Genomic DNA, 12,723 nt, shown 5'->3' with positions numbered 1-12,723 from the left:
GGGTGGCGTTTCTGCTGGCCCGGTCCCTGGGCCGCGACGGGGTGTCCCGCATCCGGTGGGCCCGCATCGCCACGATCGACGCCATGCTCGAACGCCGCGGTCTGATCTCGGTGTTACTGGTGCGCCTGGTGCCGTTGTTTCCGTTCATGGCGGTGAACTACGCAGCCGGTCTCAGTGCGGTGCGCCAGCGCGACTACCTTCTCGGGACCGCCGTGGGGATCGTCCCCGCGACCGTCGGCTACACCGCGTTGGGCGCGTACGGGACGTCACCTCTGTCCTGGCCCTTCGCCGCCGCGGTGCTCGCGGTGGTGATCGTGACGGTGGTCGCCGGATACGCTGCTCGACGGCTCAAGAACAGCCCCGCTGTCGGCGGCGATCCGCTGAAGTCGGGCGACCACCAAACAGAGGGTGACCCTAACGATGTTCGACAATTACCTTCGTAGGCATCTGGAACGACCCCTTGCCCGTGTTGCCGAACAAGGCGCCCGAGTTGGCTTGACCGCAAACCGGCTCACCACTGTAGGCCTGATCGTGGGTCTCGGCAGCGCCGCGGCCGCGGCCGCCACCTGGTGGTGGGTGTCGTTAGCACTCTGGCTTCTGTCCCGCCTCGCAGACGGACTCGACGGGCCGGTGGCGCGAGTGCGGAGATCGCGCGACCCCGACGAATCCGATTCCGGCGCGGGGGGCTTCTTCGACATCACCGCCGATTTCCTGGTCTACGGCGCCACGGTGGTCGGGGTGGCCTTCGGTGCCACCACGGCCTACGGGGCGCCGTGGTGGCCCTTCCTGCTGGTGCTGTTGGCGTACTACATCAACGGAACGGCGTTCCTCGCCTTCTCGTCCATCGCCGAGAGATCCGGCCGGACCCTGGACGACGGACGATCGCTGTCGTTCCTCGGCGGACTGGCCGAAGGCGCGGAAACCATTGTTGTACACAGCCTATGGTTGATCTTCTCCACCGTGGCATGGCAGATTGCCGTACTGTGGGCCGGCGTCGTGGCGATCAGTGCGGTGCAACGGATGGTGGCCGGCTACCGATCCTTGAGATAAGACCGGCACCCGGGGTGTGCAGACGGACCGCCGCCCGCATTGCCGGCGGCACTGTATGGGTTTGGCCCGTGGCTGACTGTGCCAGGAAGTCGCGGCTCAGCTTCAGCGCACGCTCGGTCAGTGCGCCGCCGTGCGAGAAGTCGGTCGGGGCGACGGGTAGCGGGCAAGGCGGCGGCATGACCGTCAACCCAACGTGTTCGGGCACCGCTCGACCTCCAACATGGTTTGATCTCAACGCCTGCTCTTAGCCACTGCCGCCGGAGCCGCCATCGCGACCTTCGGCCTATCAGCATGCGGCGGATCTTCGCCGTCCTCATCGGAGGATTCCCGGCAGTGCGGGGCGCCTGGGCGGGCGCGGCGATCGCTGCGGCCGACGGGCTGGCGCTGGGTTTCGGTTTCGTCGCCGGACTCCTGCCGCGCACTCTCGGCATCGGCGGCGTGTTCTCCTCAGTCACCATTGCCGAATTCCACATGACTGTCTACACCGCGCAGGCCGTATTCGGAGCATTGCTCGGCGTACTCGTGCACCGTTTCGGTGCACGCATCCCTCCACGATGGATTCCAGTGCTGGGTGTCCTGCGAGCCCGCAGCGATCGTCGACCGCCCAACGTCACACGATGTCGTGACGAAACCCAGAAAAGTGTCGCAACCGTGGAGAACACGCGATGCACGTCCTCGGCGTCCATGACCCTCATGCGCGGACAGCCCGACGTTTCGGCCTTGCGCTCTCGACTCCGTCGTTGTGGCGCGGGCCAGTATCGTCACTCCGCTGACAGTCGCTGCATGGGTCACACACCGAGCGGTGTTTCACTCACATGGACATTCTCGGATTGAGCTACTTCCTTCTGATCCTGTCGATTTGGTTCTTCGGCATCTGGCGCGCACACGCTGGGCGCGCGATGCATCCTCCGCAAAGACCCCGCCAAGGTCAGGCCCCACGAACTACACGACGCGACCAAATACTCAGCGGCAGCACGCAATGCACGCACGCAGATGCACCGGCGTCAATTTCCTGATTCGCAGTACATCTTCAATCCGCGTAGGCCGTCTTCGATCGCCGGGCTTAACATGCCGGCGACCTCATCCGGGGCAACCTCGATGCTGTAGATCACCAAGCTCCGATCGCCGTAATCGAGGATGGTCGATAGACAGGTGCGTGCGCATTGTGGTCGCTTCGGCTGATGGCGCCGGAAGGACCGGGATGGACCCGCCATCAGGCGCCGGGGATGGCCGCCGCGACCGCACCTGGGTCAGCACCGTGAGGCAGTGGCGATGTTCGTGCGCGGCGCGACGATGCGGACCGCGGGCCCTACTGCGCTGAACGTGGGAACCATTCTGTCACTGGTCAATCAGGGCGCGGTGGTCGCCGGTGGTCACGACGGCGGCGGAACGTGGGCAAGTGGTGGTGGTGAACGTCGTGGTGCCGTTCTGCCTCGCCAAAGTCGGCTACCCGTCTGCTCAGCGCGTGCGCTCCGTCGGTCACGGCTGAATGTCGCCGGGACCGGGTTCGGAAGTGACCGTTGTGGGCCTCAAGCCCAGAGTCAGCGGTAGGACAAGCAATGCCAGTGCCACCAACTGCAGGCCGAAGCGAATGGTGTGCCCGATTTCCCAATTCGAGCGCTGCTCAGCCCAATTGGATGGAATGTCGGGCAGCACCGTGGTGAGAAACACCGAGTTCGCGGGCGCGACTAGCCAGAAGAAGACGACCGGAAACGCGAGAAGCAACGCGAACAGTGCACCTAGGTAGAACAGCGACTCCGGCCGGGTCTTCCGTGCGAAGAACGCCAAGAGTGCGGTCGCCGCGATCGCCATCGGTTCGAGCACTCCGCCGATGTTTGGCGGGCCCCACTGAACGTAGAGGGACTGTTGAAGGCCGATGTACAGGTCGGGCCCGTACTGCATTTTCGCGGGCTGCTCGAGAACATGGGCGAAGGCCAGGCCCGTCAGTAGTGCGACCAACAGGATCGTGGCGAATCGAAGCAGTTTCAGAGGCAAGGGGTCGCTCCTCTCGGGTGTGAGCCGTCGGAGATCCAACCTAAACGATGACAGGTCGCGCGGTTTTCGCTGGCCGCGGGATGTTTGCCTCAAGTCAATCCAAACAGCTGGTAAGGAAAGGGTTTCAGCGCGCCGCCCGGTGAGTATTGACGTCGACGCAGACGATCACCCGGTCATCGGTGGTCGCGATCACGGTGTCGCCGACGTAGGCGGTGGCGGTGGGCATGCTGTTCTCCGTTCGTGTCGTGCCGTCGGTTGGTTAGGCGGTTGTCGGGCCGGTGGACCGCCGCAGGACCAATGCTGCCGCGAGACCGAACATGATGTGCTCGAAGAGGAACGTGGGGTAGCCGACCATGGAAGCGATGTTGGCGATCTGGATCTCGGGTCTGCTGCACGATCAGGTGACAGATTCCGTCACGCGGCCCGGCTGGCCGACGTGGTCATAATTGCTTCGAATTCGATCGGGGTCAACCGGCCGAGGGTGAGCTGACGTCGGCGGCGGTGGTAGGTGCGTTCGATCCAGGACACGATGGCGATGCGCAGTTGCTCGCGGGTGTCCCACCGACGGCGGTCCAGGACGTTCTTCTGCAGCAGGCTGAAGAAGCTCTCCATAGCGGCGTTGTCGCCGGCCGCCCCGACACGACCCATGGAGCCGACCATGCCGTGATGGTTCAGTGCGTGCACGAATCTCCTTGAGAACTGAGATCCGCGATCGGAGTGCACGATGCACCCGGCAACTTCGCCGCGTCGTGCCACCGCACTACTGAGCGCGGTGGTAGCCAACCGGGACTTCATCCGGGAGTCGATCGAGTACCCGACGATTCGGTTCTAGAACACGTCCTTGATTGCACACAGGTAGAGCTTGCCTTCGCCAGTGCGATGTTCGGTGATATCGCTGAGCCACAACTGATTTGGCCCGAAAGCGGTGAAGTCACGCTCGACAAGATCGTCATGGACCGGTGGCCCGACCTTCCCGTTCTTGCCGCGCTTCTTGCCAAACACGCTCCACAATCGATTCTGAGAGCAGATCCGCCATGCGGCGCGCTCGGCCATCGCCTCGCCGGCATCGCGGGCCTCCTCGGCCAAGTAGCGATAGCCGAACTCAGGGTCGTCTTTATGGGCGTCGAACAAGGCGTTGGCGCGGTAAGCCTCGATGATCTCGGCGTCGGTAATCGGATCGGCGCGCCAGCGGTAGTAGGGCTGGCGGGCGAGCTTGAGTACCCGGCACGTCACCGCCACGGGGATCCCGTCGGCGGCGAGCTCACTTACGAGCGGGTAGATCCTTTTCCCGGCAGGTTGGCCGGCGACAGATAGGCCGCAGCTCGACGCAGGACCTCGTTCTCCTGCTCCAACAACTTGATTCGACGCGCCTCCCGCAACTCAGCTGAATCGCCGGTGCTCTTGCCGGGCTTGGCGCCCTCGTCGATGTCGTCCTGACGTATCCACTTGTCCAGCGCCATCGGGTGCACATCGAAATCGGTCACGATCTGTTCGATCGTCACCCCGTCGTCACGGTTGCGGGCAACCCGGACGACGTCGTCACGGAACTCCTGGGGGTAAGGCCTGGGCACAAGGACATCCTTCCAGCTCACCCACCCAGGGCAAGCCAACTCAGATGTCACCTATTCGTGCAGCAGACCCAACCACTGCGTGATGGCATGTAATTGGCTAAAGCCACTTTCCCACTCGCCTGCAGTCGCTCGCGTTCGTCCAACGTCAGCAATCCTCAGCCACCGCATGCCTGTTGGATACCAACGCGCTGGAGGGATTGCTGGAACCACCGCGTTCGATGCTCCGTAACTACCAGCTGAGTTCGGGAACCCGCATCACGCGCCGATCCGAATCATCTTTTTGTTGACGAACTCCTCAGCCCCCAACCGGCCGAGTTCTCGCCCCCATCCCGACCGCTTGACGCCGCCGAAGGGCAACTCGACGCCATCGGCTCCCGTCAGATTGATGAAAACCATTCCGGTTTCTAGCTGATCGGCGACCCGAAGAGCCTGGTCGGGATCGTTGGTGAAGACATACGCTCCGAGCCCAAACGGGGTGTCGTTGGCCAGGCCCACCGCGTCGGCTTCGTTGGCGGCCCGATGAACCACTGCGACCGGCCCGAACAGCTCCTCGTAATAGACGACGTTGTCTGATCAGTCCCACTGCGGACGGATGCCCACATCGACGACGGCTAAGCGCGTGAGATTAGTCGAACTTGCCGCGGGTACGCCGCCCCAATGACCCAGTATCGACCGCCCACACCACTCCCCAGTCTCCTGATGGGCCTTGGTTTCGGCGGCTTCATCGACGGCATCGTCCTGCACGAGATCCTGCAGTGGCATCACATGATCAGCGGCGCCGAATCCACCTCCACACTTGCAGGTCTGGAACTCAACGTCATCGCCGACGGCTTCTTCCATGTCGCGACGTGGCTGCTGGTGATGGCTGGCACAACCTTGACTGTCGTGTCATGGCAGCAGGGGCGGCTTGCGCCGAACTGGTCGTTCCACCTCGGTCTACTGCTCCTGGGCTGGGGCGTGTTCAATGTCGTCGAAGGCGTCATCGACCACCAGATCCTCAACGTGCACCATGTGCGCGACGACCTCGGCGCACCCTTGTCGTGGGACATCGGGTTCCTCATCTTCGGGGTTCTGCTGATCGGCGGCGGATGGCTCCTCTACCGGCGCGGCGCCAAGGCCCTCGAACTCACCGACAGAACACGCCCTGAGCCGCGGCACGCGGGAACGACTTCCAGGTAACGAGTTCTGCCCGCCGACCGCTCATCGCGCAGTCAGGCCCTGTTCGCCGGCCTTGGCGAAGGCGTCGTCGATCAATACGACATCCACACCGGCGCGGTCGAGCAGCGACGCCGCGATTGAGGCGCGGTAACCCGATCCGCAGTGCACCCAGACGGGCCCGGCGGGCACATCGTCGAGCCGGTTCGGCAGTTCGTGCAAGGGGATGTTGGTGGCACCGGAAATGTGCTCTTTGTCGTATTCGTGGGTTTGGCGCACGTCCAAGACGGAACGCGACCCGGAGCCGAGTTCTTTTGCGAGACGGACGAAGTCGGCGACCGGATAGGAACCGAGCTGGCTGCCATTGGCGAGTGCGTCGATGTCGTCGGTGGCCGCACCGGTGAGCCGGTCGACGCCGATGCGTACCAGTTCCCGCTTGGCCTCGGCGACCTGTTCGGGTGAGTCTCCGATCACCGTGATCGGGGCGCCCCAGTCGTAGAGCCAGCCGAAGTAGCTGACGAATGAGCCTGACAGCTCGAAGCCCAAGCTGCCGGGTAGGTGACCGCCGGCGAACGCTGTGCGGGTGCGCAGGTCTACCACCCACTCGCCGGCATCGATCCGGCGGCGCAACTCGACGGGGTCAATCGGTGCCGGCGGCGTCAGGTCCACCGGTGCAGGTCCTTCGCGATTGATGACACCCATGTGGGCGTAGTAGGCGGGGTAGGCCGACAATCCCGCCAGCAATTCGTCGACGAAGCTCTGTTCGTCCTGAGTCAGTGCCGGGTTGGCGCTGCGCTGCTCACCGATGGTCGACGAGTCCCCGGAAGCGGGTGTGGCCGAACAGAAACTCCCGAACCCGTGGGTCGGGTAGATCGGGGTGTCGGCGGGCAGGCGGTCGGCGAGTTTGTGGACCGAATGATACTGGGCGCGTGATAGTTCCACGGTTTCGTCCGGACCTATTAGGTCCGTGCGTCCGGTGGTGCCATACAGCATCGAACCCCCGGTGAACACGCCATGGACCGCGCCGGTGTCGTCGCGCAGCACATAACTGACGTGATGGTGGGTGTGCCCAGGGGTGTGCAGCACCTCCAACTGGATCGGTCCGGCGTCGATGATGTCGCCATCGTTGACCGCGCGCCGCGGGTAGTCGACGTCATCACCGGCGGGTACCGCGTAGTCGGCGCCGACGGTGCGGGACAGTTCGAGTCCTCCGGTCACGTAGTCGTTGTGCAGGTGGGTTTCCAGCACATGAGTGATGCGGACCTTGTTTTCGTCGGCGAGGGCGAGCACGCGGTCGATGTCGCGTTGCGGATCGACGACCACGGCGATGCCGTGGTGGCTGATCAGGTAGCTGCGGTCTCCGAGTCCGGAGGTTTCGATGATCGAGACGTCCATGTTCTGCTCCTTTGACTGTTGGGTCAGCTGAGGATGAGGGTGTCGATGAGCACGTAAGCGGCGACGGCGAACACCAGGTAGGCGAACCAGCGCTGCAGCCGGGTGGTGTCGGTCTTGGTGCCGAAGTATCCGGCGACGAGCGAGGTGGCCATCGCCGCGGAGACGAAGGCGGCGGTGACCTGCCAGTCGACGCTGATTCCCTGGAGGTGGGAGAAGATTCCGGTGACGGAGTTGGCGATGATGATCAGTAGCGATGTGCCGATGGCCGTAGACATTTCGACACCGAGGACCACCACCAGGGCCGGGATGATGAGGAAACCGCCGCCGACGCCGAACAGTCCTGTGAGCAACCCGACCAGCAGGCCGGCACCGATCGATCGGGGTGCGCAGCGACGCCAGTTGACATGGCCGGATTCGATCTTGCACGCCGTGCCAGTAGCGCCCTGGTCGGCGAGCATGCGCACGCCGGCGACCACCATGATCACCGCGAAGCCGATCATCAGGACCGACTGGGGCAGGTGAGCGCCGATGGCGCTGCCGGCAACCGTCGCCGGCATCCCGGCGGCGGCGAAGATCCCGGCCATGCGCCACCGCACCTGCTTGGCGCGAATCTTGGGCAGCACCCCGACCGCTGAGGCCGCGGCGACGACGATCAGCGAGATGGGGATCGCCTGTTTCATGTCGAAACCCATCCCGTAGACCAGTGCCGGAACGGCGAGGATGGATCCCCCACCGCCGAGCAGCCCCAGCAGCACGCCGATCAGCGCACCCAGGGCCAGGGCTACCGCGAAAGCCATGACAGTTCCCCTACCCGTTTGATCGACGCCGCAACATCGCGGCGAACCCGCGCGGCGGCTCCGATCGCTGCGCGCATCGACACTGTTGCGCAGCGGGCACCGAGCCCATCACGTCCTCGACGTGTCGACCGCAGCCATCCCAACTCGTCTTGCCGCACACCCGGCAGGTAACGGCGTAACACATACCGCGAACTCCTTCCTTGCGTAGTCATGTCAGACCGCGACGTGAGCATCGGCCCACGCGTTGTAGCCCCCGAGTAGGTCGGACACCTGACCAATGTCGTTGGCACGCAACAACGATGCAGCCACGCTGGAACGCCAGCCACCGGCGCAGTGCACGACGATCGGCTTGCCGGTCGGCACCTCGGCGAGGCGTAGACGCAACTGAGCCAGCGGGATGTGCAGGGAGTCGGGGATGGCGCCGCCCTCGCGTTCACCGAGGTTGCGGATGTCGATCAGCGTCACTGCGTCTTCGGCCAACAGCTCATCTAGTTCGGTGACAGTGGTGCGTGGTGCGGCCTGCACGAGGTCGGCGAGTTCGGCCGGGAACTGCCCGTCGCGACCCACGGTGAGGTAGCCGATGGCGTCATCGGAACCGATACGTGCCAGCCGCAGCGCCGCCTGCTGCTCCTCACCCGGATAGGTGATCAGCGCGATCTGCTCACCCACGTCCGCCACCATGCCGCCGGTCTCTGCGAACCGACCGTCGAAGCCGACGTTGACCGACCCGCGCAGGTGCCCGGCGGCGAAATCCTCCACGCTGCGGGCATCGAGCACCCGCACCCCCGCATCGAGCGCACCGCGGATCTGCAGCGGCGTCACCTCGGGCACGGCGCGGTCGGCCTGCAGCAGGGGGTGCACCCGCTTGTTCATCGCCACGTCGGCGGCAAAGTACGCCGGCGCGGCGGGCTGACCCGCGGTCAGCATCGCGACGAACGCCTCCTCGGGCATCGGCTGCACCGACGGATTAGTCAACCGCTGCTCTCCGATCGTGGACGTCAGCTCGGTCGAGAGGTTCTTTCCGCACGACGAGCCGGCCCCGTGGGCAGGCATCACCGTCACGCTGTCAGACAGCATCATGAGCTTGTCGTGCAGCGTGCGGTACATCGCCCGAGCCAGGTCGCTGGTCGAACTGTCACCGATGTTCGCCAAATCCGGGCGCCCGACGTCACCGATGAACAGCGAGTCGCCGGTGAGCACAGCCACCGGCTCGGCCCCGACACGCTCGCGAACAAGCACACTGATCGATTCCCAGGTGTGGCCCGGCGTCGACACAATCTCCAGGTCCACCTCACCGAGGGACACGTGCTCCCCGTCGGCCAGCCGGCGAATCGGGTAGTCGATCTCGGCGGCCTCGCCGAACCCGATCCACGCGCCGGTCGCATCCACCAATTCCAGGTGGCCGGACACGAAGTCGGCGTGGAAGTGGGTGTTGATCACCCCTTCGATCGTCAGCCCGAACCTATGCGCGTCGGCCAGGTAATCGCTGATATCGCGGCGCGGATCGACCACCACTGCGCGGCCGGTGGTGTCATCACCGACCAGGTACGACGCATGCGACAGACACTCGATGTAGTACTGCTCCAAGATCATTGGAATCCTCTCAGTCCGTGTTCGGGCTTCGGTCTCCAAGGCGGCCCGCTAGACATTCCTACAATACCCCCTAGGGTATTTATTCCGGTCTTCCGCCATACCCCCTCGGGTACGTTAGGCTGCGTTCCGCACATACCCCCCGAGGTATACTTCAAACACCACGAGAGGGACTTACCTGATGTCCACAGCCACAATTGACGCCGCAACGCTGCAAGAACAGCTCGCGTCGACCACTCGACCCCGCCTCATCGACGTCCGCACCCCCGCGGAGTTCGAAACCCACCACATCGGCGGCGCCTACAACGTGCCGCTCGACCTGCTGTGGGAGCACCGCGATGACATCACTAGCCACCTCGATCAGCAGGTCGTCCTGATCTGCCGCTCCGGGCAACGCGCCGCCCAGGCTGACCAGATGCTGCGCAAAGCTGGCCTGACCAACGTCCACATCCTGGCCGGTGGGATCACCGCGGGGGAGGCCCGGGGGTTTGCCGTCAACCGCGGAACGCAACGCTGGGACTTGGAGCGCCAGGATCGCCTGGTCGCCGGGCTCATCGTCGCCGTCAGCGTGCTGGTGAGTGCATTCCTTCCGCACGTGGAGTGGATCGCCTTCGCGGTCGGCGCCGGCCTGACCGTGGCCGCGCTGACCAACACCTGTCCATGGGACTGCTGCTGGCCCGGCTTCCCTACAATCGCGCCGGCGCCACCTGCGATGCCGCGACAATCACCGCTCAACTATCGGAAGCTTCACACGCGCAGAGCTGATCACCGTGGAGAAACGCCCTGCCTGCGGGAATGCCGGTACAGGTCAGACCGTTGAACTGATACGCCATATACCCCCTCGGGTAATATTGGCGTAGGGCGATGAAAGGAAATGCCATAGTCGGCGACCAAGAAGCCATCGATGCGGTCCTCAACCGGCTGCGCCGGGCACAAGGCCAGCTCGCCGGCGTCATCTCGATGATCGAGAACGGCCGCGAATGCAAAGACGTCGTCACTCAGCTAGCGGCCGTGTCCCGTGCACTCGACCGTGCCGGTTTCAAGATTGTCGCCACCGGATTGCGGGAATGCGTCACCGGTGAACAGGCCGGCACCGACAAGCCCATGACCGAAGCCGAACTGGAAAAGCTGTTCCTCGCGCTGGCCTAACCAACCACGACACAGGAGTCATCATGAGCATCGCGCTAGCCACCAGCCTGAAAACAACATTCGACGACGCCGTAGCCCGCACCCGCGAAGCGTTGTCCGACCAGGGCTTCGGCGTCCTCACCGAAATCGACGTCAAAGCGACACTGAAAAACAAGCTCAACGAGGACATGGAGAACTACCTGATCCTCGGCGCATGCAACCCACCGCTGGCCCACCGCGCGATCACGGCAAACCGTCAAATCGGTCTACTACTGCCATGCAACGTCGTGGTACGCAGCGACCCCGACGATCCAAACACCACACTCGTCGAAGCCATGAACCCGCAACTCCTCGTCGACGTCACCGACGAACCGCAACTACAAGCGGTCGCCCAAGAAGTCGCCGACAAACTGAATGCCGCGATCACTACGTTGACGGCTTAATCACGTCCCCAGCCCCCTCTTTTCTTGCCTATTGCATCGGCTCATTCAAGCGCGCGCAGGCCCCGGGAACGGTGGGGTGGGTCAGAACTTATTTCGTGACCACTGCGGTGCCTCCGACGGCCCGCTCCCGGGCTCGGCGCAACGCCACGATCTCGGCGTGTGGGTCACCGGGCGGCGCCGTCGCCGGAGTCATGCTGCTCCCCGGAAGTGGTGGCAGCGTGGCCATGCCGTCAGTGCCAGCCAGAATCTGACTGCTGACTGCAACGCCTCAACGGTCAACTCGTGGCCGGGTAACCCGCACGACCGACGCGAGTTCGAATTCGGGTGCGATCCCACGGCATGCTCTGCAACAGCACTTCCAGTCCTGGTGACCATCTGGCGCGCTACGGGCATCCCTCACATCGAGACCTTCGTGTATGTCTCCGGAGACGCCTTTCCCCAAAGCGATCTCGCCATCCTTCTCGATGGCCCAGAGTCAGAGTTCGATCTCGGCCGAGGTCGCCAGACGCAGGCAACGAACGGTTTGTTGGGGTATCGATGTCTACAACGTCTACGTGGGGCATCACAGGTTTCGGGATCCATCTAGCAGCGACGCTCAGACACTTAAAGGTCATACGAGTTGCCATTCAGTTGGCGGATCCGCCAACTCCCGCCATCTCAAATGGCAACCCGCCATCGAGAATGGCAACCTACAGCCACAAGCAAGGCACCCCTGAGCGGTAATGGCGACCTGCATTAGAGATTCTTAACCACAGCAAGAATCTTTAGCTGTACTGATTCGTCGCCCCACCCTAGCGTTGCTGGCGTGAACACCGCCTACCTCGTCGTGCTGACCGGCTTCGCCACGACGATGGCACTCATCGCGGCCATCGGCGCGCAGAACGCCTTCGTGCTGCGCCAAGGCATCCGTGGCGAACACGTGATGCCCGTTGTCGCCCTCTGCACGGTGTCCGACCTGGTGCTGATCTTCGTCGGGATCGCCGGCTTCGGTGCACTCATCGCGGCACACCCCGACGTCGTCACCGTGGCGAAGGTCGGCGGCGTCGTCTTCCTGATCGGCTACGGCCTGCTCGCCGCCCGTCGCGCGATGAAGCCCGGGACCCTGACACCGTCCGACGCAGCGCCCGCCCGCCTGGGCGGGGTCCTGGCCACCTGCCTGGCCCTGACGTTCCTCAACCCGCACGTCTACCTAGACACCGTCATCCTGCTGGGCGCGCTGGCCAACGAGCACCAGGACGGCCGCTGGCTCTTCGGCGTCGGCGCGGTCGCCGCGAGTGCGGTGTGGTTCACCGGGTTGGGGTTCGGCGCCAAGAAGCTCAGCCGGTTCTTCGCAACCCCCAGGACGTGGCGCATTCTCGACGGGCTGATCGCGGCGATGATGATCGCGCTGGGCATCGGCCTGGCACTGAGCTGAGCCCGAAAAGTAACGGCTGTGCGCTCAACCCGATAGCCTTCGTACTATGGCTGCCACGTCCCGTATCAAGACCATCGTCATCGGCGCGTTTGTGGCCGGAGGCGCTCTGGCCCTCGCAGGCCAGGCCGGTGCGCAACCCGCACCCGTCGATCCCGCCCTGCCGCCCGCCCCGGGCGTCGCCGCAC

The 12,723-nt window shown here is 64.3% G+C and carries 11 protein-coding genes and 3 pseudogenes; 7 read left to right on the top strand and 7 right to left on the bottom strand.

Annotated elements, in window-relative coordinates; all coding sequences use genetic code 11:
• Window positions 1–443: TVP38/TMEM64 family protein (locus WA965_RS23305; protein ID WP_526448121.1), on the top strand; the 443-nt coding region annotated here is incomplete at its 5' end.
• A 52-nt stretch (window positions 444–495) separates the two neighbouring features.
• A complete protein-coding gene (locus tag WA965_RS23300) occupies window positions 496–1,050 on the top strand; it encodes a CDP-alcohol phosphatidyltransferase family protein (protein WP_526297423.1) in 555 nt (184 codons plus the stop codon).
• A gap of 1,479 nt (window positions 1,051–2,529) precedes the next feature.
• Here WA965_RS23300 and WA965_RS23295 read toward each other — a convergent pair.
• The 3 genes and pseudogenes from WA965_RS23295 to WA965_RS23285 form a co-directional block, all read right to left on the bottom strand.
• Entirely contained in the window at window positions 2,530–3,045 is a 516-nt protein-coding gene (locus WA965_RS23295; protein WP_526297421.1) for a hypothetical protein, read from the bottom strand.
• Window positions 3,046–3,459: 414 nt separating this feature from the next.
• Window positions 3,460–4,616, bottom strand: a pseudogene (locus WA965_RS23290) (IS3 family transposase).
• Window positions 4,617–4,871: 255 nt separating this feature from the next.
• Window positions 4,872–5,226, bottom strand: a pseudogene (locus tag WA965_RS23285) (aldehyde dehydrogenase family protein); the annotation flags it as partial.
• Window positions 5,227–5,315: 89 nt separating this feature from the next.
• On the opposite strand from WA965_RS23285, the gene WA965_RS23280 reads away from it, so the two are divergent.
• Window positions 5,316–5,795: a DUF2243 domain-containing protein gene (locus tag WA965_RS23280; protein ID WP_526297419.1), complete on the top strand. Its 480-nt coding sequence runs from the start codon at window positions 5,316–5,318 to the stop codon at window positions 5,793–5,795.
• Window positions 5,796–5,816: 21 nt separating this feature from the next.
• Here WA965_RS23280 and WA965_RS23275 read toward each other — a convergent pair whose 3' ends face one another.
• Genes WA965_RS23275 through WA965_RS23260 form a run of 4 tightly spaced genes read right to left on the bottom strand, consistent with a single transcriptional unit; the run spans window position 5,817 to window position 9,556 of the window.
• Window positions 5,817–7,166: an MBL fold metallo-hydrolase gene (locus tag WA965_RS23275; RefSeq protein WP_526297417.1), complete on the bottom strand. Its 1,350-nt coding sequence runs from the start codon at window positions 7,164–7,166 to the stop codon at window positions 5,817–5,819.
• Window positions 7,167–7,189: 23 nt separating this feature from the next.
• Window positions 7,190–7,963 (bottom strand): sulfite exporter TauE/SafE family protein, encoded by a 774-nt coding sequence (locus tag WA965_RS23270; protein ID WP_526297415.1) that lies wholly within the window; start codon window positions 7,961–7,963, stop codon window positions 7,190–7,192.
• Window positions 7,964–7,973: 10 nt separating this feature from the next.
• Entirely contained in the window at window positions 7,974–8,147 is a 174-nt protein-coding gene (locus WA965_RS23265; protein WP_526297413.1) for a DUF8730 family Cys-rich protein, read from the bottom strand.
• 29 nt (window positions 8,148–8,176) lie between these two features.
• Window positions 8,177–9,556: an MBL fold metallo-hydrolase gene (locus tag WA965_RS23260; protein WP_526297411.1), complete on the bottom strand. Its 1,380-nt coding sequence runs from the start codon at window positions 9,554–9,556 to the stop codon at window positions 8,177–8,179.
• Window positions 9,557–9,734: 178 nt separating this feature from the next.
• Here WA965_RS23260 and WA965_RS23255 point away from each other — a divergent pair.
• The 4 genes and pseudogenes from WA965_RS23255 to lysE all read left to right on the top strand — a co-directional run bounded on the left by WA965_RS23255 (window position 9,735) and on the right by lysE (window position 12,538).
• Window positions 9,735–10,318: pseudogene (locus WA965_RS23255) on the top strand (rhodanese-like domain-containing protein).
• Between the two features lie 114 nt (window positions 10,319–10,432).
• Window positions 10,433–10,702, top strand: coding sequence for a metal-sensitive transcriptional regulator (locus tag WA965_RS23250; protein WP_526297426.1), 270 nt, complete (start codon window positions 10,433–10,435; stop codon window positions 10,700–10,702).
• Between the two features lie 23 nt (window positions 10,703–10,725).
• Entirely contained in the window at window positions 10,726–11,124 is a 399-nt protein-coding gene (locus tag WA965_RS23245; RefSeq protein WP_526297409.1) for a DUF302 domain-containing protein, read from the top strand.
• A gap of 805 nt (window positions 11,125–11,929) precedes the next feature.
• Entirely contained in the window at window positions 11,930–12,538 is a 609-nt protein-coding gene (lysE, locus tag WA965_RS23240) for an L-lysine exporter (protein ID WP_526297407.1), read from the top strand.
• Window positions 12,539–12,723: the final 185 nt, after the last annotated feature.

Source organism: Mycobacterium sp., from assembly GCF_049683935.1.
Taxonomy (GTDB): domain Bacteria; phylum Actinomycetota; class Actinomycetes; order Mycobacteriales; family Mycobacteriaceae; genus Mycobacterium.
This window is presented reverse-complemented; position numbering and strand designations above follow the sequence as displayed.